This is a genomic window from Mesorhizobium sp. M7A.F.Ca.US.006.01.1.1 (genome assembly GCF_003997935.1).
GTDB lineage: Bacteria > Pseudomonadota > Alphaproteobacteria > Rhizobiales > Rhizobiaceae > Mesorhizobium.
Genome location: NZ_RZQL01000040.1, coordinates 14,441 through 34,547 on the forward strand (window position 1 = coordinate 14,441; position 20,107 = coordinate 34,547).

Sequence of the window (20,107 nt, forward strand, 5' to 3'; positions counted from 1 at the left end):
CGATTTGCGTCACTTGTCACCACATTCCTGTTTCGAGCCGCAGGCAAGCTTCGAACGCATAAGTTCATTCTCGAAATAGAGCCGCAACCAAAGGGCATAGCCGAAATCTTGCGACCAGTAGAATCGTCTTATCGTCGCGCTAAGGTCATTGTGATACAGAAGCGGAGGTGTGTGGCTCAACAAGGAAAAGTCATCGGCCGCAATATCCTTCAGCAACTGGGCCGTGCGTTGATAGGTCTCGGATGAGCCGGCATGGCTTTCCATTTGCCGAAGCGCGCCTGCGGCCCGAACCCAGATGTCTTGGCCGGGAATGTCGGACTGCAATCGCGATTGCGGAACCGGCGGCACGCAGCCGGCTTTTTCCAGGTCCGCCAACCGCAGCGTCGGCATGAGGGGCGCATCGGCATAGTAAACCCAGATATCGTCATCGCCGGCCTTCTTAGAGAGGGCTTCGCACAGCGACCGCGCGGCGGGTTTGTCCACTCGGTCAAGAAGGAGGAAGATGTGCATCTGGATTGCGGCATCCGCAGGATTAGGGTCGTGCCCCGGGTCGAGGCATTGGTACTTGTCCCTTGTCGCAAGCCAGGTCTGGTAAAGCCCGTCAGCCCGCCTGAATTGCGTGATGGTGGCAAGCGCGGGTTGCAGCAGTTCGCGCTTGTCGCTGGGCGCAACCCGCCACGCCAGGGCTGTGTCGTCCGAATCGGGCGTGATGGCGCAGCCAAGCGTGCCGATCGTGGGCGCATCCGGCCGACCATGATAGCGCACAAGGCCACTTTCCTCGATCTGTGCAGACAGGAACTGCCGCGCTCCTGCAAGCATGTCGCTCACGCCGGCGGCTTCGGCCACCGGGCTCGCCACGTCAAGCATGACGGCGTTGAGATAGGTATTGAGTTCCAGGCGCGGCTGCTCGAACCGGCTCGCGCTGGTATAGGATGTAAGCCAGTAGCCGCCGGCCTGCTGATCGTTCGCGAGCATCTGCCTGGCGTGCCGCGCCGCGCTGGGCAGATCGCTGACATGCTCAACTGCAACTTTGTCCTCAGGAACAAGGAAAGAGACCTGCTTGAGCAGGCGCGGGTCGCCACCCTGGGTCGCGCGCACCAGAACCGCCAGCAAATGCTCGCCCGGCGTTATATGATCAATCGGGATGGTCACGCGCCAGCCAGCCGGGCTCGATTGTCCCAAAGCCTTCTCTACATCGGCTCTGCCAAAGAAATCCCTGGTTCCACCCAGCTGCCGGCCGTCGATCAGCACACCGACATCGGCTGGAGAGTGATTGTTGGTGAGCGCCCATCCCAGGATCTCGAGCTGTCGGCCTGCTTCGGCGCCGACGGCTTGACCTGCGGGCAAGATGTTAACGGCGTCGATGTTGCCTGTTAAATCGACAACGAGGTCGGCGCGCACATGCGGGTGAGAGAGTTCGGCGATGAAGGCCGCGTTATGAATGTCCCAGGCCGGCCGCATTCTGTCCGGGCCCTGGGTCGAGATAACGGGCATGTCGAAAATGCCAGTATACCAGAAAGCGCCGATCGCCTGGGTTGAGACCGCCGCCAGCGATGCAAGGCCGAACGCCGCGCGACCGCTGCGCAACAGAGCTGTCACAACCGGCGGGAGCATCCATATCAGCATGGGCAACATATCGGTAAGCCATCGCGGCCCCCACGACATGCCTTGCCGCCAGTCGATCATGGCGTAGAACAACACCTGCACGATCATCGAGCAACCGACTGCCGCCGTTAGACCTCGTCCCGGCTGTTCAGCCGCGATGCGGCGGAAAAAAATCGGGACAAACAGCAAGAACGGGGAGAAGACGAAGAGGCCTCGAGTCGGGCTGAAAAGCAGACCCGCGATACCGCCCATCAAGCTGTCATTTAAATCGCCGACCCCGACATGCACTGCATAAGCACCCGCAATATTGCCGACGAGCATGACATTGTAGGCAAGGGTTAGAGCGACGGGGACCATGCCTGAAAAAACGAGCAGTGCTCTCATGCGGCCAGCCCACCACAGGCCATAGATACCCAAGCCTGCAGCCAGTATGGCATCCGGCTGGCGGTTGGCCGCAATAAGCGCGCAGAGCAGACCGGCGAGCAGGACCCGCCACGGCTTGGCAGGGCCTGTAAGCAAAAGCATTGTGCCTATGACCAGCAACTGCGCCAGGCCATGCATCCAGAGGGCCTGACTGCTGATGACCCATGTCGTGGTGCCGAATGCATAGAGCAAGCTCAGAATGGCTGCCCACCCTTCATCGGTCCTGCGCCGAAGCAGCAAGTAGAGCAGCCCCACAGAGACCGCCGCTATCGAAGAAGCGCAGAGCTTTTCCATGATGCGGGCGAGCTTGTCCAACAGCAGCGGGTCGGAACCATGTCGGTCCAGATAGATGACAGCCGGCAGATAGAGTGGGGAGAGGACGACGGGAACAACGATGGGAAATTTCGATACGTAATCGCCCCCCCGAACCTTCACGATCCAATGGGCATTGTAAGTCTTGTCCGGCGTTGACGGAGGCTTTCGGCCCTGAGCGACCAGGTCTAGGATCGGGTTCAGGGTCAGGCTGTGATTCTGCCAGATTGAAAAGGGCAGATAGCGCGCTGCGAAGCTGTCCGCTGCCGCGATCGAGCGCATATTCGCGTTGAAGACCAGGAGGGAGAGGAGCCCGAGGAGCAAAGCGATCGCAACATCGCGTGCGCGGATGCGTCGAAAAGCCGGCGTCGATACCATCTGGCTCGGAACGCGGGCGGTCATTGCCACGATCAACGATCTTTCCCGTTCAAAGCTCATAGACGTGTAGCGCTCGTACAACGATCGCGTTGCGGCTTCAACCCGACATAAAAATATTTAGATCATACCGGGTTGCCGGCGATTTGGGGGATCAAGATTGCCACTGTTGAAAGCGCACACTGTGAGGCGGGTAAATCTGATAGGCATCGGAGCCCCAAGGACCGCAACCAGCAGTCTGGCATGGATGCTGCGCGGGACGGGAAAGGTCTTCGTCCCCGAAGAGAAAGAGATGAATGGCTTCGGCATCGACGCGAATGTAACCGAAAGCGTGTACGACATGCGCTTCTCGGAGGCGACGACTGAGCATCGCTATCTCGCCGACATTTCTCCCGTCTATCTTTCAAGCATCCCGGTGGCGGAGGCGATAAAAGCCTACAATCCGGACGCGAAAATCATCGCAACGCTCAGGGACCCTGTCAGCCGAGTGATTTCACAGTACAGGCACATGAAGGGGAAGATAGATCCGTCTTTGGGTCCCGAACTTAAACTCGATATAAATTCCTATATCAGAAAGGGGGTGGCGGATATATATAATAATAAATTGGAAGATAACTCGTGGTATTCCGCAGCAATGAATATAAACCACTCATTTTACGGAAGGCATTTGCAAGCTTATTACCAGAGATTCCCCAAAAACCAGATGCTTGTGCTGGTCTATGAGGACCTAATGCGATGGCGCCCGTTCCACCGGGGTCTCTGGGCTCGGCAATTGCAGCGCTTCCTGGGAGTCAATGTAAACCAGGAGTACCGCGACAACCGCGCCGTAGGGTTCGAAACGAAAATCGCTGACGATATGGCAGTCGATTTGAAAAAGCTGTTCGCGGCGGACGTGTCCACGACCAGCGACCTGATCGGCCGCGACCTGGCCAGGCTATGGGGATATTAGATCGCTGCTGCTAGAACCCTGCCGCATGGTTCGACGAGACCCGTTGCATGTCAGCCTCAACCATCTCGGCGACCAGATCCTCCAGTCGAACCGTGGGACTCCAGCCAAGCACCTCTTTGGCGCGCGAAGAGTCGCCGACAAGTAGGTCGACTTCCAATGGCCTGTAGAAAGCCGGGTCAACAGATACAACGACTTTTCCGGTAGTCCGGTCGATACCTTGCTCGTTGTGCCCCGTTCCTTGCCAATCCAGAAAGATGCCGCAGGCTTTCGCGGCCATCTCGACAAATTCACGAACCGTGTGCGTTCTCCCGGTCGCCACAACGAAATCCATTACAGGCGTCGTTTGCAGCATCCTCCACATTGCATCGACGTAATCTCGCGCGTGGCCCCAATCTCTTTTCGCCTCTAGATTTCCGACCCGCAGAGGCCCTTCGCCGCGCAACGCATACTTGGCCATACCAAGTGTTACTTTTCGAGGAAGAAACTCCACGCCCCTCAGAGGCGACTCGTGATTGAAGAGGATCCCGCTACAGCAATGCAAGCCATACGCCTCTCTGTAGTTCACAACAGTCCAATGCGCGAACAGCTTGGCCACTCCATAAGGGCTGCGCGGATAGAAGGGAGTTCTTTCGTTTTGCGGGACCTCTTGCACTTTACCAAACATTTCGGACGTCGAAGCCTGGTAGAATTTAGCTTCTGGGACGACAGATCTAACGCCTTCCAGCAGTCTCAATGTTCCGATCGCGGTCACCTGAGATGTATAGATTGGCTGTCTAAACGAATCTCCGACAAAACTCTGAGCCGCAAGATTGTATATCTCATCAGGCTGGACATTCTCCAGCACCGCACGCACGTTTGAGTCCTCGGTCAGTTCCATCGACACGAATTCGATATCTCGCAGAACCTGCAGATCCTGGAGACGCCATGTGCCTATCCCCGACGTGCGGCGCATGGAGCCCACCACACGGTATCCCTTGTCGAGAAGCAGCTTTGATAAATAAGCTCCATCCTGCCCCGTGATGCCCGTTATCAAAGCGGTCTTATTTGCCACAGCCCGTTTCCTTGCGATTGTGGATTTCCCCTGTCGTGGGCTATGGCAACGTTTGGATGCCAAGGCAAAGGAAGATTCGGGCCCAGCATGAGGAATGCGTTCTTTACGATTTCATCGTGGAACTATCTCCACTATTCGCGGACGCTTGCGTCTTCGTTTGCTCGCCACCATCCAGACTTCTCACGCATACTTGCCATCGCTGACACACCTCGAAACGACATGCAACAGGGCGCCTTCCCCGAATTCGACGCTCATATTTTTTTCGACGAACTCGATCTGCCGGATCGTCGTTCCTTCAGTTTTCGCTACGATGTGGTGGAACTGAATACGGCCATCAAGCCTACGGTATTCCGGCGGCTTTTTGCCGAAGGTTTTGACCGCGTGATTTACCTTGATCCGGATATCTTCGCCTATCGTCGCTTCGACGAAATATTGCGGGCATTCGACGAGGGAGCGACTTCCATCCTGACGCCGCATTCCCTCGCCCCCAATCTCCATTCCGAGAGCCCAAACGACCTGACCTTTATGCGATCCGGCATTTACAATCTGGGATTTTTGGCCCTCGCCAGGACAGGCGAGACGTCGGCTTTGCTGGAATGGTGGGAGTCGCGTCTGCAAAACGAGTGCGTCACCGATCGCCTCAGCGACGGGATTTTCGTTGACCAGAAATTCATGGACCTGTGGCCCGCCTATTGCCCAGGCACATACATCCTGCGCGACCCAGCTTACAACGTGGCGTACTGGAACCTGGACACCCGCACGATCAAAGCCAAGAATGAGAACTACGAGGTCAACGGCTCGCCACTCGCCTTCTTCCATTTCAGCGGGATCACTCCCGGCGACAGGGGCGTCCTGTCGAAGCACCAGCAGCGATGGAAGCCAACATCTACGGAAGCGTTGGCAAGCCTCACAGCGGGTTATCATGACCAGTTGGAAGGTTTCGGGGCAAGCAGTTTTTCTTCAGTTCCCTATGGCTTCGGGACGTTCTCCGACGGCACCAAGATTCCGAAACTGGCGCGAATTCTCTTTCGTGAGAAGCTCGAGCCTTTCGAGGGCGATCCTTTCACTCTGATGCCGGACCATCTGGACCGTCCAGCCGGCATCAAGCCCAACCCCGGTGGTGTGGTCACACAGCTTGCGCACGCACTCTGGACGACGAGGCGCGACCTACAATCCTACTTCCCTCTCCAAGAGGGGAAATCCCAGATAAACTACGCCGACTGGTATATCGCCGGTGGCGCGACGTCGGCAGGGATTCCTCCCAGGTTCACGCAAACTGTCGCCAAGAGAATCCGCCAACTAGGTCACGGAACTGCAGATGTTTCCGCCACAGAAAAATCGGTGATCGCGCCGCGTATCGCGCGCCGCGCTTACCGGACTCTCATGAAAGCCCAGCCTCACATTCGCTGGCTCTATAGAATGGTACCACCGGCCAAGCGAAAGCAATTTCTCGATGCGATGTTCAGGCATGCGTGGCCCGCAAATTTCGACACGACATCGAAGGCCACCCTTGGGCCCGGCCTGTCCCTGATCGGTTATCCATTTTCAGAAACGGGCGTGGGTGAAGCAATGCGCTCGCTCGCTCGTTCAGTCGACGGTGCCAACATCACCTATGATGTCACGAACTTTGACGAGCAGGTTCTTTCGTCAAGGAGGGATAGAGCCCTGACGTCTCGTATCGTTGTTCGACCGTCCAAAATGGTGAACGTTTTCTGCGTAAACGCCGACATGCTGGGGTCAACCATTCATGGCATTGGCGGGGGTGTTCTCCAAAACAGATACAACATCGTCAGGCCTTTCTGGGAACTGCCTTCGATCCACCCGCAATGGCTGAACAGTCTGCAACATATGGACGAAATCTGGGCCCCGACCGCCTTCGTTCGGGATGCCTTCATGGCCGGTACCGACCGCCCCGTTGTGCATATTCCGGTGGCTATATCCGTCCCACCCGACATCGAGGCGAGTCGTGAGCGTTTCAAGATTCCAAAGAATTTCACCGCATTTCTGTTTTCATTCGATTTTTCGTCCTACCCGGACCGGAAGAACCCGGACGCTGTTTTACAAGCCTACCTGCGCGCGTTCGGGCATGATCGAAATCGACGGGTTTCTTTGGTTATCAAGACGATGGGTAACAGCCCCCACAAGCGAACAATTCTGAATTCAATTCGTAGCCTGGCGCAGACCGACAACAGGGTTGTGTTGATTGATGAGGTTCTCACTCGAACCGAAACCTATTGTCTGACAAAATCGTGCGATGTCTTTGTCTCGTTGCATCGCTCGGAGGGCTTCGGGTTGGGAATTGCCGAAGCCATGGCCATGGGCAAAGCCGTTGTTGCAACAGACTTTTCGGGAAGTAAGGATTTTGTTGGCACGCAGACGGGGTTTCCTATTCCATACCGATTGATCGGCGTCGAACCCGATCAATACCCCTATTTCATCGAAGGCCAGAAATGGGCCGATCCCGACATAGATGAAGCCGCTCGGGTCATGGCGCAACTTGCCGACAACGTTGAGGTCGTGGCCGCTATGGGCGAGCGTGCTCGGAGGTACATGGCCGCGGTGCACAGCCCCGAGGCGGTCGGCAAGGTGATCGCTAGTCGCCTTCAAGACATCCAAGGATATAGGAATTCAATTTTGGATACCTATTGACGTTCGCCAGGGACGTCAGCGGACCGGCAGCTTCCCGGTAGTTGTTCCAGAACCGGACAGGTCCGCTTCCGGCCCCCAAAAAGGCGACATCAAAGCATCTGCTCGGTAACGTCTGCTGTTGCGCTTGGCACAAGGTGGGCCGATCCGGGGACGTCATTTACTAGCCACAAGACGAGTTCGGGTTGGTGATCATCGCCGACGAACGACCTTTCACCTCACGGCTGCGAACGTCTCGCAGCTCGGCCCTGAGGCGCGTGGCCCTCAATCGAGCTGCAGTGCCGCCACTTCGCCCTGGTTCATCAACGGCACATAAAGGATAGATTTTCCATCCGTGCCGATGTCGGCGCTGCCCGGCTTGAAATGCGCCACCGCTTCCGGTGCGGCGCCGGCTTGATAGCGGTAGAGCGCGCCGGTCATGTAGGCGGTGGCGTAGATCGTATCGCCGATGGCAATGACGCCGTCGAGGTCGGCGAATTTCTGGGCGCCCGGCAAGGGCGAAACCACCTTGCTTGAAAGGTTGACCGACAGCAGGCCACCTGGCTCAGCCGTGCTGAAGTCGGGCTTGATGCCCTTGCCCCAGGAGGCGACGATCAGCCTATCGCCATCGGCGAAGACGCCGTTGGGCGAAGCCAGCATCGCGTTCTTGACGAATAACTCCGGCCGGTCGCCGTCGATGCGGTAGATGGCGTCGGCCAGCATATCGGTGACATAGACCTTGCCGGATTGGTCTGAAGTCATGTCGTTGAGGAAGACGGCGTTCGGCACCGTGATGCTGGCGATGAGCTTGCCGCTGGCGAGGTCGACGACGCGGACTTTGGTGATGTCGGCGACATAGAGCTTGCCGCCCGAGATCGCCATGCCCTTGGGTGCGTCCATGCCGTCGGTCCAGTGTTGGGTGACCGTCTTGCCGTCCAGCGACAGCACGGAGAGATAGCCGTTGCCGTCGGCGTCGCCGGGATTGCCTGATATGTTGGAGACGATGATGCGCTTGTGGATGGCATCGAACAGGGCTGATTCCGGCTGTTCGAGACCGGTGGCGCGCCAGAGTTCGCCGGCCTCGGCGGCAGGCGCGGCCGCGATGCCGATGACGGCGAGAAAGGCCGAGGTAATGAAGGTGTTCATGACTGCTCTCCTGTGATGACGGCGAATAGCTATGATTTTCGATACTTTCCGGAAAGGTCGATTAGCGCTAGTATCGAAATTCGATACGAAACCGCCGGCTAGAGGTGCATCCGATGAACGGTCTGATCTTCGAGGCGCTGAAGCGGACGCTGAAGGCCAAGGGCGTCACCTATCGCGCGCTTGCCGAACGCATGGGCATTTCCGAACCGACGGTGAAGCGCATCTTCCACGAGCGCAACTGCAAGCTCGACCGGCTGGTGGAGATTTGCGAGGCCGCCGGCGTAGAGCTGGAAAACGTGCTCGGCTCGATGAACCGGGGGCCGGGGCCGATCAACCACATCGCACCGGAGATCGAGCGCAGGCTCGCCGGCCGGCCGGCCTTGCTGTTCATCTTCGTCATGTTATCGGAAAAATTCACGCCCGAAGGCATCATGCGCTCGCAAGGCCTGAGCGAGGCCTCGATGTTTCTCTATCTGCGCGATCTCGAGGAGCTCGGCCTGGTCGCGCTCGGCCGGGGTCTGACGGCGAGAGTGCTGGTCGAGACGCCGATCCAGTGGAATTTCGAAGGGCCGCTCAGGCCGCTGTTCGAAATGACCAACAAGAATTTCATCGGCTGGGCGATCACCCATATCGACAAGGAAGCGACCTTCGTCAGCTTCTCCAGGCGGATGCGGCCGGAGACGGCGGAGATGGTGCGGCGCGAGGCGGAGGATCTCGCCGACCGCGCCAAACTGCTCGCCCATCACGACCAGCACACCACGCCGGAGGACGGGCTGGTCGGCTACAAATGGACGTTTGCGTTCGGTGCAACGCCGTTTCCGGCGATCATGCCGATCGGGCCGCATCCGCGAGATGCCGGTGCGAGAGCAACCGACCCGGCCGCCAAGACACGGCGGCCACTGCCGGCCTGACCGGACACCACGCCAATCCTCTCAGCATGATTGCATCTGATGGCTGAGCTTGCCGCGCACGGCCTTGGCGGTGCCGACCGCCACCATTTTTGCCGCTGTCTTGCCGCCCGGACCCGCCATGCGGCCGGCGATGCCGACCGCGCCGTTGACGGCGCCCATAGTCTTCATCTGCCCGGCCGTCTCGTTCATACGCGCCCGGCAATCCTGCATTTTCCTGGTCGCCTCGACTGCAGCCAGGGCCTCGCCAAGGCCCTCCGGCGAGTCCGGGCCGGCCGCCAGCTCCGCCAATTGCGCATGCTGGTCGGCGGTGATCGGCGGGCTGGCGGCCGTCTGGCTGCAGCTGGACGCCAGCAGGCAGATAAGCATCGCGATCGGCCTGCCCCGCCTGACACGTGCCGTGGCTGGAAAAATGCCGCGATGTTCGACCTTGAGGTTCCCGCTCGGAGTTGCTTTTCCCGCCACCCGTTTCCTGTTGCCCAACATCCTATCGCCCCATCGCCGGGCCGAGGATGAGGCTGCGGATTTTCGGCGTCAGCGGCCTGACGACATCGGCGAAGGGGTCGCCCTCGGCCCGCAAAGCCATCAACCCTTCGACCTCTTCGTCGATGGCGGCGATGGTCTCTGTCTTCTGTGCGTCGGTCAGCTCCCTCATGCCGGATATGGCATCCCTGAGCTTGGCGAAAATGGCATCGAGTTCTGCGACCGGCATCGTCGCCAGGAACCCGCGCATGGTCTCGCCAAGCGCGACCTTCCAGCTGTCGGCGGTGAAGCCGGCTGTGCCGATCAAGCCGTTGTCCGCGGCATCGCGCTCGTACCAGTCGGCGGCGATCTCCTCGTCATAGGCGAACTGACCGAATTCGGGCTGCAAGGCCTCGATCAGGCCAACGACCGTCGACGCATCCCGCGCTGTCAGCGCCAAGGCCTGCGGGCTGTCGAAGATCATGCCGGCAAGTGCGAGCGCGCCGGCCAGCCGGCGCATGGCTGCGAAACGCCGCTCAGCCATAACAATCCTCCGCAGCGCCGGCCCGGGCACTGCTCGTGGCCTGGGACTGCAGAACCGAGCCGCCGATCGAGGCGGCCTGACCGGCAATGACCCCACCATTGCCAGCCAGACCGCCAAGACCCCCCGCCATCGACAGGACACCGCCGAGCAGAGCCGCATTGGTCTGTGCCTTCGCCGCCTTCTTGGCGGCAGCGGCGCAGGCCGTTTCCGTCGTCGGTTCGTTCTGGGCCTTCTTGCTGCCAGCCGCACTCGCGATCGATGCCGGGTTGTCGTCGACCTGACCCGTTTGGCAGCCCGCCAGGGCAATGGTCAGGGCCAGGATAATGCTCTTTTTCATGGTGCTGCTCATCATCGGGCAGCGCGCGGCGGCAGCTTGGCCTCGCGATGATCGGTCACCGCGTTGCCCAATGCGATCGACAGCAGATAGACGCGCGGATTGAAGCCCGCCGCGGCCAGCGCCGACAGCGTCTTGAACAGTTGCAAATGAAACATCGTGCCCCCTTGGATTGCCGCCAATGCGGTTCCGTTTCGGAATCGCGCCGCAAAACTAGGGGCATCCAAGGGGGTCAGCTTGGACAGAACGGCACTGAAAGCGGCCAAAACGGCCCGGGATTGACGTTTTGCAGGCTGCAGCGCATATGACCGCGCTCTTGGGCTAGGGGGTGTCGATGACTGCGACGATGGGGCCGTCAGCTTCGTTCAGACTGGCGACGGAGATGTTTCCGGAGCGGGATCGCGTCGAGATCACGCGCGAGGTTTACGGCCGCACGGTTCTGAGGGTGGACCTCGATCCGCTGGCGCCGGCGCAGATCGACATGCGGGTGCGCGCGTTGCCAGGCCTCGGCATAGCCACCGGCAGCTCATCGGAATTCCGGGTGCATCATACGTCGTCGCTGATCGACAACGACGACTTCGTTCTTCTGGCGGCGCTCGACGGGGGCAGTGTGATGAAGCATCGCGGCCGCGAGGAGGCGGTCGGGAACGGCCAGGCGCTGATGATGAGCGGCGAAGAGGTTGGCCTCAACCTGATCGGCGCCGGCGGGTTCCGCTTCATCAATCTGAGTTTCTCGCGCAAGCAGCTTTCGCCTCTGATCGGCGATCCGGCCGCGGTTCTTATGCGGCCCTTGCCGACCCAGAGCGGGGCGATGCGGCTGTTGCTCGATTATATCGGCTCGATCCAGGAGGTCGGAGACGAGTTGACTGCGGAGGCCTGCCACCTTGCGGCGACGCATGTCTTCGACCTTGCCGCACTCGCCATGGGCGCGACCAGGGATGCGGCCCAGATCGCGCGCGGCCGCGGCGTCAGCGTTGCCCGCTTGCGCGCCATCAAGGCAGATATCGTAGCGCATGGTGGCCATGTCGACCTGTCGGCGCAGGACGTCGCCGCCCGCCACGGACTGTCGGCCCGCTATGTCCGCAAGCTGTTCGAGAGCGATGGCACATCCTTGATTGATTTCATGATGACCCAGCGGCTGGCGCGCGCCCATCGCATGCTCGGCGATCCGCGCCATGCCGGACGCAGCATCACCGCGATCGCCTACGAGGCCGGCTTCAACGACCTTTCCTATTTCAACCGGGCGTTCCGTCGCCGCTACGACGCTACACCCTCGGACGTGCGGGCCGCGGCTTGCAAGCACTGACGCCCGGCCGCCGGCCAGCGTTCCCGTGCACGCGGCTGGACTCTTTTGATCGTGTTTATTCGGCGGCCTTCGCCCCTGTATCGGCAAGCTTGTCGTCCCAGGTCACCGCCCGGTAGTCGAAACCATATTCCAGCGTCGGCTTGACGATGCGGAAATAGGGCGACAGGTCGAAATCGCGCGGCGTGTACAGCGAGTGGTGGCGGATGTGCAGGATTTCCTTGCGCGAATAATTCGACTGCGCCGAAGCGCGGCCGGGCGCACGGGTGATCTCGGGCAGGATCGGATAGCGGATCTGGCCATAGGCCTCGGCGATCAGCGTCGAGCAGATCGCCCGTGTCGGATCGCCGGAGCCGAAGGCCAGCATGCGGCGGCGCCAGCGCACCGGCACCGGCGGTGTCGGGAAGAAAAAACGCAGCATGTCGAAAATGTTCTTGAGGTCGTATTTCAGGCCGAGCTTGCCGATCATGAAGGCGACGACCTTGTCGCGATCCTCCGGCGCCAGCCCGCTCGCCCGGCAGATGCGGGTGTTGTAGGTGCGGTAGCGCGACAAGGGCACGGCGACGCAGCCTTCGCCGATCGTGACCTCGATCAGGCGCCGCCGTTCCGTTCCGTCTTCCGGTTCGGCCAGCGCATCGCCGACATAGAAGGCCGCATGTGACCAGGTCGACTGGGTCAGGTACTTGATCGCCGCCGAGATCTTCTGGTTGCCCTCGATCAGCAGGATGTCGCCGGGCTCAAGCGTGCGGCGCAGCGTTTCGGCATCGGACGGGGTGTAGGGCTCGTAGCCAGACGATTCTTCCTGCAGCCGGCCGGCAAGCCAGCGGCCAAGTCGATCCAGAAGCGTGTCGCCGGGCTCGGTCATGCTCCATGGCGATTAGCATGGGCGGGTAATGAGGGCTAGCGCACGCCTTTCCTCCCCCTGTCCGGACTAAGAGGAAAAGCGCCAGGTCAGCCTACGATGCCGCGGCCTCTTCCGGCGGCGCAGCCAGATCGTCGCGCGCCTTGCGGGCCAGTTTGCGTGTCGAGCGTTTGGGGCTGTCGCCGAACAACTCGGCCGCTTCGGCAAGGCACCTCTTCTTCAGCTGCTTCTCCGACCGCTTCAGCAGCTTGGCCAGAAATTTCGTGTCTTCGGGCGGCCCGAGCGGCTGGTCGTCGGCCTCGAGCAGCGCGCGCATCACCAGCACATCGTGCAGGTCGCCCAGCCGCTCGCCCAGTTCGTCGACCGCCTTGCGCCTTGCCTTGATCGGTGTCGGCCACAGCCGGCCGAGCAGCGACAGATGCATGCCGTGGGTCTTGGCCGCCTTGCGCAGATCGTGGAAATCATCGGCCGCTCCCCGCGATCCGGCCTTGTCGAGCGCCTTCCTGGCACGGCGCAGCGTGACGCGGGCGCCTTCGGCAAGCACGTCGGCCGCCTGTTCCGGCTGGTCGGGCAAGGCCAGCGTGTCGATGCGGTGCAGGCCCTCCTCGCAGGCGGCGGTCGCAGCACCGATCGCCGCCTCGAGGCCGGCACCTTCGTGCAATTCATGCTGGTGGGCGATCAGCCTGTCGCGAACCGCGCCCAGCCCGTCGTCGCCGCTCTCCTTGGGAAAGCTTGCTGCCAGTCGGTCGATGGTTTCGATCAGCGCTGTCGCCTCGCGCAGGCCGGCAAGCAGGCCGGCCACGTTGCGGTAGCACTGGTTTTCGGTCTCGCAGAATGTTTCGTTTCCGGAACGAACAAGCCGCAGCAAAGCCCGGGCGCTCTTCAGCCGCTTGCGGCATTTGTGCAGCGCCTGTTCCGGCCGGCTCCGTGCGGCGTCAAGATGATGCAGCGCCTTGCCGATCTCCTCGGCAAGGATCCTCCTGACCTCGCCGGTCAGCGGCAGGCGCGGATCGATGCGAAAGCTCATGCGGCGATCTCCGGAATCCCACCAAGGGCGAGCGACGCGTTGTAGAATTTCTGCTCGCCGGTGACTTCACGGCCGAGCCAGTCGGGCAGCATTTCGTCCGGCACGTCCTCCGGCGTCTCAAGTTCGGCGACCACAAGTCCCGCAAGCGGACCGCCAAAAACATCGACTTCGTAGAGATAGCCACGGTGCCTAACATGGTGACGTGTCTTCTCGATGACACGTCCGATGGCGAAGTCCAGCATCTCCACCGCCTCCGACAGCGGGATCGGATACTCGAATTCGTCGCGCTCGCGCGCCTTGCTGCCGAATTTGAGCGTCAGCTTGGCGGAAGTGCCATCGCTGATGCGGATGCGCACCGTGCGTCCGGGGCCGGCCGCGAGGTAGAACTGCAGGATGCGGATATCCGCCTCGGCCAGCTCCCGCCACGCGGTGCTGGTGACCAGGAATTTTCGTTCGACTTCCTTGCCCATGGCCGCGCACTAAAGCGGTTGCCGCCGTCGATGGCAAGGCAACGACGAACAGAAGTTGACTTTAATCAATCGATTGATTAAAGTGTGCTCATGATCAAACTGCCTGAGCCTAAAGTTCTTCGCCGCGAGCCCGCCGAGATGACGCGCGCGGCCCTTGTCCAGGCGGCGTTGAAGCTGTTCGGACGGCAGGGTTTCGATGGCACCTCGACGCGCGAGATCGCCGCCGAGGCGCAAGCCAACATCGGCTCGATCGCCTATCATTTCGGCGGCAAGGAGGGTCTTCGCACGGCCGCCGCCGACTTTATCGTCGAGACCATCCAGACGGTCGCCGGCCCGGCGCTCGGCAACGCACAGGCGCCCGCGCCGGTCGGTCCCGAGGCAGCGCAGGCGCAGCTCTTCGCGGCGCTGGAGCGAATGATCGGCTTTGTGGTGGCCAGTCCGCAGGCCGGCGAGATCGTGCAGTTCATCCTGCGCGAACTTTCCCATCCCACGGCGGCCCTCGACCGCATCTATGACGGCGTCTTCGAGCCGAGCCATCGCCGGCTGTGCCAGCTCTGGGAACAGGCAACCGGCGAGCCCGCCGAAAGCGAGGCCACAAGGCTCACCGTGTTCACGCTGATCGGCCAGGTCATCTATTTCCGCATCGGCCGTGAGGCGGTGATGCGCCGCATGGGCTGGACCGATATCGGCGCCGCGGAGGCCGCCAAGGTGGTGGCGGTCACTTCGGGCAATCTCAGGGCCATATTGGCCGCCAGAAAAGGGGCAAAGCCAAAGGGGCAAAGACCATGAGCTTTCTGTGTTCGCTGCCGCTCGCCGCGCAGCTCTTCTCGGCCTGTGCCCCGGCAGCACCGCTGGCCGTCGGCTATGTCGAAGGCGACTACGTGCTTCTGGCGCCGATCGAGGTGGCGCAGGTAGAAACCGTCACGGTCAAGCGCGGCGACCGTGTCATGCCCGGCACCACCGTTGTGACGCTGGAAAGCGCCGATGCAAAGATCGCTGTGGCGCAGGCGCAGGCAAGCCTTGCACAGGCGCAGGCACAACTCGCCGACCTGCAGATCGGCAAGCGGCCGGAAGAGATCGCCGTGCTGAAGGCCGAGGTCGACATGGCCAGCGCCCAGGCCGCCGACGCCAAGCGCAAATACGACCGCGCCGCCGATCTGTTCAAGCGTGGCGCCGGTACGCAGGCGGATTTCGACACCGCGTCGGCCACGCTCGAAACGGCCAACGCGCAGGTCGGCCAGGCCAATGCCAATCTCGCCGTCGGCGGCCTGCCGGCGCGCCCGGAGACGATCAAGGCCGCCGACAACCAGGTCAAGCAGGCGCAGGCGGCCCTGGAGCAGGCGCAATGGCGGCTGTCGAAACGGGTGCTGGCCGCCCCTTCGCCCGGCCGCGTCAACGATGTCATCCGCAATCCGGGCGACACATCAGGTCCGACCGCGCCAGTCATTTCGATCCTGCCCGACGGTGCGGTCAAGCTCAGCGTCTACATCCCGGAGAGCGCCTTCTCCTCGGTCAAGGTCGGCACCTTGCTCGGCGTCCATTGCGACGGCTGCGGCCCGGATGTGAAGGCACGCGTCAGCTACGTGTCGCCGGATCCGGAATTCACCCCGCCGGTGATCTATTCGCTCGAGAACCGGCAGAAGCTGGTCTATCTGGTCGAGGCGCGGCCGGAGGGCGATGCCGGCCCGCTGCAACCGGGCCAGATCGTCGATGTCGATCTGGCGGACAGCGCAAGATGAACGCCATCGACGTCCACGGCCTGGTCAAGCGTTTTGGTGACAAGACCGTCGTCGACCATGTGACGATGTCGGTCGCCGAGGGCGAGATCGTCGGCTTTCTCGGCCCCAACGGTTCGGGCAAGACCACCACCATCCGCATCATGTGCGGCCTGCTGACGCCGGACGAAGGCGAAGGCACGGTGCTCGGCTTCAACATTCGCACCGACAGCCTGCGCATCAAGCGTGAAGTCGGCTACATGACGCAGAAATTCTCGTTCTACGAGGATCTGACGATCGGCGAGAATCTCGAATTCGTGGCGCGCCTCTATCGGCTGAAGCCGGTCGAAGAGCATGTCGCGCGCACGTTGGAGGACCTCGGCCTGACGTCGCGCCGCAACCAGCTGGCCGGCACCTTGTCGGGCGGCTGGAAGCAGCGGCTGGCGCTGGCCGCCTGCATCATGCACAAGCCGAAATTGCTGCTGCTTGACGAGCCTACGGCCGGTGTCGACCCGAAAGCGCGGCGCGAGTTCTGGGACGAGATCCATCGCCTTGCCAGCGGCGGGCTGACCGTGCTGGTCTCCACTCACTACATGGACGAAGCCGAGCGCTGCCACCGCATCAGCTATATCTCCTACGGCAAGATGCTGGCCACCGGAACCGTCGCCGAGGTGGTGAAAAATGCCGGGCTGACCACGTTTGTCCTGCAGGGCCCGCGGCTCGATCAGGTCGCCGAAGCGCTCCAGGGCCGCCCCGGCGTCGATCAGGTGGCGCCGTTCGGCGCGACGCTGCATGTCGTCGGCTCCGACAGGAAGAAGCTCGAAGCCGCACTCGCCGACGTCGAGAAAGAGCACAAGGGCGTGAAAGTTTCGCCCGGCGAAACCAGCCTCGAGGACGTCTTCATCCAGTTCATGTCCGGCTCGAAGGACAACATGGCATGAACAGCGTCTTTTCCTTCGCCCGGCTTGGCGCCTTGCTGATCAAGGAGTTCATCCAGATGCGGCGCGACCGCATCACCTTCGCCATGATGCTGGGCGTGCCGCTCATACAGTTGGTGCTTTTCGGCTACGCCATCAACAACGACCCGAAAAGCCTGCCGGCGGCACTCGTGGCGACGAGCAACGATCCCTACACGCGTGCCATTGTCGCGGCGCTGCAGACAACCGGCTACTATCGTTTCGACCATGTCGCGCAAAGTGCCGCCGAGGCCGAGTTCCTGATATCGCGCGGCGACGTCGCCTTCGTCGTCACCATCCCCGCCGATTTCGCCAGGAGGGTGGAGAGCGGCAACAACCCGCAGATACTCATCGAGGCCGACGCCACCGACCCGTCGGTGGCCAGCGGCGCCATCTCGACGCTCGGCACCGTCGCCAGCCAGGCGCTGCTGAGGGCTCAAGGCATGCAGGAAGCCGCCGCCGAGGCCGCCAAGGGTCAGCTCGATGTCGTCGTACACCGGCGCTACAATCCCGAAGGCATCTCGCAATACAACATCGTGCCCGGCCTGCTCGGCGTCATCCTGCAGATGACCATGGTGATGATGACCTCGATCGCGCTGACCCGCGAGACAGAGCGCGGCACGATGGAGAACCTGCTGGCGATGCCGTCCAGCCCGCTCGAGATCATGATGGGCAAGGTGCTGCCCTATCTGGCGGTCGGCGGCGTGCAGGTGGTGGTGGTGCTGGCGGCGGCGAAGCTTCTGTTCGCCATCCCCTTCACCGGATCGATGTCGCTGCTCCTGACCGCCGTGCTGATCTTCGTGCTGGCGCTGGTGCTGCTCGGCTATACGATTTCGACCATCGCCCGAACGCAGATGCAGGCGCTCCAGCTCACCTTCTTCTTCTTCCTGCCGTCGATCATGCTGTCGGGTTTCATGTTCCCCTATCGCGGCATGCCGGACTGGGCGCAGGCCTTCGGCGAGATCTTCCCGCTGACGCATTTCCTGCGCATCACCCGCGCGGTGATGCTGAAGGGGGCCGAACTGCCGGCGGTGTCCGGCGAGATCGGTTGGCTGGTGGTGTTCGTGGCTTTGTTTGCCGGCGTCGCATTGGTGCGATTCAGGAGGACGCTCGACTAGACGCCGCACGACCTCCAGTCTTGGTACCAGCCTTTGCGGCGTCGTCATCCTATGGCGGAGCAAGGAGCGTAGCGACGCAGCGCAGACCATAGGATCCATGCCGCGACCCGAACACCGTTTCAACGGTTCAGAATTCTGCTCCGCTGCACTTTACGAGGGAGTCACGGAATGGACCCTCGGGTCTGCGCTGCGTCGCTTCGCTCCTTGCTCCGCCCGTGGATGACGAAGGGAGAAATGCTTTCCCCAATCTCCATGGTTTGTAACTGCCACTAACCGTTGAGCGATTTCGGGCCGCTGACGAAGGCGCTCCCCTTGACGTAAAACCGTAGCGTGCGATCCGCGTCCTTCGTAATGCCGATCCGGATGCCCTGCCCGACGTCGCCGGCTTGATGATCATCAACTGCCAACCATAGCGGGCCTTTGCGGCAAAGATCGAGTCCGTCGAGCGAACGATCGATCCGCAGTGCCTGGGCCAGCCTTCCCGGTCCCCGCGCGAGGTCGCGCAAGCGCTCGATGCCGCGATTGAGCCGCATGATCGCAATGCCTTCGAGCGGCTCGAGCGCCCTGATCAGCACGCCGGTTCCGACCCCTGCCATCTCGCTCGAGACGTTGAGCATGTACGAGATGCCGTAGGCGAGATAGACATAGGCGTGCCCAGCGTCGAGAAACAGCGAACGGTTGCGCGGGGTCATCCCCCGGTAGCCGTGTCCGGCGGCATCACCGGTCACATAGGCCTCTGTCTCGACAATGCGGCCGCTGGCGATGCCTTCGGGCAACTCGCGCACCACGAGCTTGCCGATGAGGGTGCGGGCGAGAGCTGCCGTATCATCGGGCAGCTCGGAACGTGTGAGCGGGCGGTAGATGACCATCCTTAGGGCGGCCACGATTTGGAGGGGGGCGAGCAGTAATCCAAGGCGGAGCCTGTCGGCAGATCCTCCATATCAGATCCCCTCGACATCGCCGGCTCAAGCCGCCGCCATGATCCCGGCATAGGTGCCGAAATCGACATTGCCGCCGGACAGCACCACGGCAATGCATTTGCCCGACAGCTCGATCTCGCCCGATGACAGTGCAGCCAGCGCCACGCAGCCGCCGGGCTCGACCACCAGCTTGAGATAGGCCATGGCGTCGCGCATCGCCTGGGCAGTCGCCTTGTCGGTGACGGCGATGCCGCCTGCCAGGTTCCTGCGGTTGATTTCGAAGGTGATCAGGCCGGGTTCGGCGGTCAGGATCGCGTCGCAGATCGAGGCATGGCCGGGTTCATTCGACACCCTGGCGCCGGCGGCCAGTGACCGGCGGGTGTCGTCGAAATGCTCGGGCTCCACCGCCCAGACCGCGGTGTCGGGCGAGGCGTCCTTGACGGCAACGGAGATGCCACTCGACAAGCCGCCGCCTCCACAGGGGACGATCACCGCGTCGAGGCCGACGCCAAGCGCTTTTGCCTGGCGCATCAGTTCGAGGCCGATCGTACCTTGCCCGGCAATGATGGCCGGGTCGTCGAAGGGCGGCACCAGCACCATGCCTTTCTCGATGTAGGGCCGCACCACGGTCATGCGGTCGTCGCGAAAGCGGTCGAACGGCACCACCTCCGCGCCCATCTTGCGCACATTGGCGATCTTCATAGCTGGGGCATCTGAAGGCATGGCGATGACCGCCTTAACGCCGAACATCGCCGCCGACGCCGCGACGCCCTGCGCATGATTGCCCGACGAGAAGGCGACGACGCCTCGGCTGCGCTCCTCCTCGCTGAGCGACGATAGCTTGTTGTAGGCGCCGCGGAACTTGAACGAGCCGGTGCGCTGCAATGTCTCCGGCTTGAACAGGATGCGGCCGCCGAAGTGCTTGTTCAGCTCCTGCGATTCGATCAAGGGGGTTTCAACGATCAGGCCGGAGAGGCGGGCGGCGGCGGCGTGGATGTCGGC

General features: G+C 61.8%; 20 protein-coding genes. 8 read left to right on the top strand and 12 right to left on the bottom strand.

Annotation, left to right across the window (positions count from 1 at the left end):
* Positions 1-9: 9 nt before the first annotated feature.
* Positions 10-2,754 carry a hypothetical protein gene (locus tag EN943_RS09950; protein WP_127412464.1) on the bottom strand — a complete coding sequence of 915 codons (2,745 nt, stop codon included), beginning with the start codon at positions 2,752-2,754 and terminating at the stop codon, positions 10-12.
* 145 nt (positions 2,755-2,899) lie between these two features.
* Here EN943_RS09950 and EN943_RS09955 point away from each other — a divergent pair, with 145 nt between their 5' ends.
* Complete coding sequence (locus EN943_RS09955) at positions 2,900-3,664, top strand: sulfotransferase (RefSeq protein WP_281060845.1); 765 nt, start codon at positions 2,900-2,902, stop codon at positions 3,662-3,664.
* Positions 3,665-3,674: 10 nt separating this feature from the next.
* Here the strand turns inward: EN943_RS09955 and gmd are convergent, their stop codons facing one another.
* The gene (gmd, locus tag EN943_RS09960; protein ID WP_127412466.1) at positions 3,675-4,715 is read right to left on the bottom strand and encodes a GDP-mannose 4,6-dehydratase; all 1,041 of its coding nucleotides are present in this window, start codon (positions 4,713-4,715) and stop codon (positions 3,675-3,677) included.
* Positions 4,716-4,934: 219 nt separating this feature from the next.
* On the opposite strand from gmd, the gene EN943_RS09965 reads away from it, so the two are divergent.
* Positions 4,935-7,364, top strand: a complete 2,430-nt coding sequence (locus EN943_RS09965) for a glycosyltransferase (RefSeq protein ID WP_164778143.1) — start codon at positions 4,935-4,937, stop codon at positions 7,362-7,364.
* A 261-nt stretch (positions 7,365-7,625) separates the two neighbouring features.
* Here the strand turns inward: EN943_RS09965 and EN943_RS09970 are convergent, their stop codons facing one another.
* Complete coding sequence (locus tag EN943_RS09970; protein WP_127412468.1) at positions 7,626-8,486, bottom strand: ATP/GTP-binding protein; 861 nt, start codon at positions 8,484-8,486, stop codon at positions 7,626-7,628.
* 113 nt (positions 8,487-8,599) lie between these two features.
* Between EN943_RS09970 and EN943_RS09975 the strand changes: the two genes are divergently transcribed.
* Complete coding sequence (locus EN943_RS09975; RefSeq protein ID WP_127412469.1) at positions 8,600-9,397, top strand: helix-turn-helix transcriptional regulator; 798 nt, start codon at positions 8,600-8,602, stop codon at positions 9,395-9,397.
* Positions 9,398-9,418: 21 nt separating this feature from the next.
* Here EN943_RS09975 and EN943_RS09980 read toward each other — a convergent pair whose 3' ends face one another.
* Genes EN943_RS09980 through EN943_RS09995 form a run of 4 tightly spaced genes read right to left on the bottom strand, consistent with a single transcriptional unit; the run spans position 9,419 to position 10,892 of the window.
* Positions 9,419-9,859: a hypothetical protein gene (locus tag EN943_RS09980; RefSeq protein ID WP_164778144.1), complete on the bottom strand. Its 441-nt coding sequence runs from the start codon at positions 9,857-9,859 to the stop codon at positions 9,419-9,421.
* Between the two features lie 22 nt (positions 9,860-9,881).
* On the bottom strand, positions 9,882-10,400 hold the full coding sequence (locus tag EN943_RS09985) for a hypothetical protein (RefSeq protein WP_127412471.1): 519 nt from the start codon (positions 10,398-10,400) through the stop codon (positions 9,882-9,884).
* Positions 10,393-10,737 (bottom strand): hypothetical protein, encoded by a 345-nt coding sequence (locus EN943_RS09990; RefSeq protein WP_127412472.1) that lies wholly within the window; start codon positions 10,735-10,737, stop codon positions 10,393-10,395. Before EN943_RS09990 ends, EN943_RS09985 begins: the two co-directional genes overlap by 8 nt.
* 11 nt (positions 10,738-10,748) lie before the next feature.
* The gene (locus tag EN943_RS09995) at positions 10,749-10,892 is read right to left on the bottom strand and encodes a hypothetical protein (protein ID WP_023813481.1); all 144 of its coding nucleotides are present in this window, start codon (positions 10,890-10,892) and stop codon (positions 10,749-10,751) included.
* 176 nt (positions 10,893-11,068) lie between these two features.
* Here EN943_RS09995 and EN943_RS10000 point away from each other — a divergent pair, with 176 nt between their 5' ends.
* Complete coding sequence (locus tag EN943_RS10000) at positions 11,069-12,040, top strand: AraC family transcriptional regulator (protein ID WP_127412473.1); 972 nt, start codon at positions 11,069-11,071, stop codon at positions 12,038-12,040.
* A gap of 55 nt (positions 12,041-12,095) precedes the next feature.
* Here the strand turns inward: EN943_RS10000 and EN943_RS10005 are convergent, their stop codons facing one another.
* The 3 genes from EN943_RS10005 to EN943_RS10015 all read right to left on the bottom strand — a co-directional run bounded on the left by EN943_RS10005 (position 12,096) and on the right by EN943_RS10015 (position 14,396).
* On the bottom strand, positions 12,096-12,902 hold the full coding sequence (locus EN943_RS10005) for a YiiX/YebB-like N1pC/P60 family cysteine hydrolase (RefSeq protein WP_127412474.1): 807 nt from the start codon (positions 12,900-12,902) through the stop codon (positions 12,096-12,098).
* Between the two features lie 91 nt (positions 12,903-12,993).
* Positions 12,994-13,926, bottom strand: a complete 933-nt coding sequence (locus EN943_RS10010; protein ID WP_127412475.1) for a CHAD domain-containing protein — start codon at positions 13,924-13,926, stop codon at positions 12,994-12,996.
* Positions 13,923-14,396, bottom strand: coding sequence for a CYTH domain-containing protein (locus EN943_RS10015; RefSeq protein WP_027040298.1), 474 nt, complete (start codon positions 14,394-14,396; stop codon positions 13,923-13,925). Before EN943_RS10015 ends, EN943_RS10010 begins: the two co-directional genes overlap by 4 nt.
* A gap of 90 nt (positions 14,397-14,486) precedes the next feature.
* Here EN943_RS10015 and EN943_RS10020 point away from each other — a divergent pair, with 90 nt between their 5' ends.
* Genes EN943_RS10020 through EN943_RS10035 form a run of 4 tightly spaced genes read left to right on the top strand, consistent with a single transcriptional unit; the run spans position 14,487 to position 18,185 of the window.
* Complete coding sequence (locus EN943_RS10020; RefSeq protein ID WP_127412476.1) at positions 14,487-15,185, top strand: CerR family C-terminal domain-containing protein; 699 nt, start codon at positions 14,487-14,489, stop codon at positions 15,183-15,185.
* On the top strand, positions 15,182-16,135 hold the full coding sequence (locus tag EN943_RS10025) for an HlyD family efflux transporter periplasmic adaptor subunit (protein WP_127412477.1): 954 nt from the start codon (positions 15,182-15,184) through the stop codon (positions 16,133-16,135). Before EN943_RS10020 ends, EN943_RS10025 begins: the two co-directional genes overlap by 4 nt.
* Positions 16,132-17,052, top strand: a complete 921-nt coding sequence (locus EN943_RS10030) for an ABC transporter ATP-binding protein (RefSeq protein ID WP_127412478.1) — start codon at positions 16,132-16,134, stop codon at positions 17,050-17,052. The genes EN943_RS10025 and EN943_RS10030 overlap by 4 nt, the downstream gene beginning before the upstream one ends.
* Complete coding sequence (locus EN943_RS10035; RefSeq protein ID WP_127412479.1) at positions 17,049-18,185, top strand: ABC transporter permease; 1,137 nt, start codon at positions 17,049-17,051, stop codon at positions 18,183-18,185. Before EN943_RS10030 ends, EN943_RS10035 begins: the two co-directional genes overlap by 4 nt.
* 269 nt (positions 18,186-18,454) lie before the next feature.
* On the opposite strand, the gene EN943_RS10045 is transcribed toward EN943_RS10035, so the two are convergent.
* Positions 18,455-19,054 carry a DNA-3-methyladenine glycosylase gene (locus EN943_RS10045; RefSeq protein WP_127412481.1) on the bottom strand — a complete coding sequence of 200 codons (600 nt, stop codon included), beginning with the start codon at positions 19,052-19,054 and terminating at the stop codon, positions 18,455-18,457.
* A 96-nt stretch (positions 19,055-19,150) separates the two neighbouring features.
* Positions 19,151-20,107 (bottom strand): threonine/serine dehydratase (locus tag EN943_RS10050; protein WP_164778145.1); only part of this gene is annotated, 957 nt, incomplete at its 5' end.

Coding starts and splice junctions, on each gene's coding strand:
- EN943_RS09965 (WP_164778143.1), top strand. CDS start 4,935: ATGCAACAGGGCGCCTTCCCCGAATTCGACGCTCATATTTTTTTCGAC.
- EN943_RS09970 (WP_127412468.1), bottom strand. CDS start 8,486: ATGAACACCTTCATTACCTCGGCCTTTCTCGCCGTCATCGGCATCGCG.
- EN943_RS09975 (WP_127412469.1), top strand. CDS start 8,600: ATGAACGGTCTGATCTTCGAGGCGCTGAAGCGGACGCTGAAGGCCAAG.
- EN943_RS09985 (WP_127412471.1), bottom strand. CDS start 10,400: ATGGCTGAGCGGCGTTTCGCAGCCATGCGCCGGCTGGCCGGCGCGCTC.
- EN943_RS09990 (WP_127412472.1), bottom strand. CDS start 10,737: ATGAAAAAGAGCATTATCCTGGCCCTGACCATTGCCCTGGCGGGCTGC.
- EN943_RS09995 (WP_023813481.1), bottom strand. CDS start 10,892: ATGTTTCATTTGCAACTGTTCAAGACGCTGTCGGCGCTGGCCGCGGCG.
- EN943_RS10000 (WP_127412473.1), top strand. CDS start 11,069: ATGACTGCGACGATGGGGCCGTCAGCTTCGTTCAGACTGGCGACGGAG.
- EN943_RS10005 (WP_127412474.1), bottom strand. CDS start 12,902: ATGACCGAGCCCGGCGACACGCTTCTGGATCGACTTGGCCGCTGGCTT.
- EN943_RS10010 (WP_127412475.1), bottom strand. CDS start 13,926: ATGAGCTTTCGCATCGATCCGCGCCTGCCGCTGACCGGCGAGGTCAGG.
- EN943_RS10015 (WP_027040298.1), bottom strand. CDS start 14,396: ATGGGCAAGGAAGTCGAACGAAAATTCCTGGTCACCAGCACCGCGTGG.
- EN943_RS10020 (WP_127412476.1), top strand. CDS start 14,487: ATGATCAAACTGCCTGAGCCTAAAGTTCTTCGCCGCGAGCCCGCCGAG.
- EN943_RS10025 (WP_127412477.1), top strand. CDS start 15,182: ATGAGCTTTCTGTGTTCGCTGCCGCTCGCCGCGCAGCTCTTCTCGGCC.
- EN943_RS10030 (WP_127412478.1), top strand. CDS start 16,132: ATGAACGCCATCGACGTCCACGGCCTGGTCAAGCGTTTTGGTGACAAG.
- EN943_RS10035 (WP_127412479.1), top strand. CDS start 17,049: ATGAACAGCGTCTTTTCCTTCGCCCGGCTTGGCGCCTTGCTGATCAAG.
- EN943_RS10045 (WP_127412481.1), bottom strand. CDS start 19,054: ATGGTCATCTACCGCCCGCTCACACGTTCCGAGCTGCCCGATGATACG.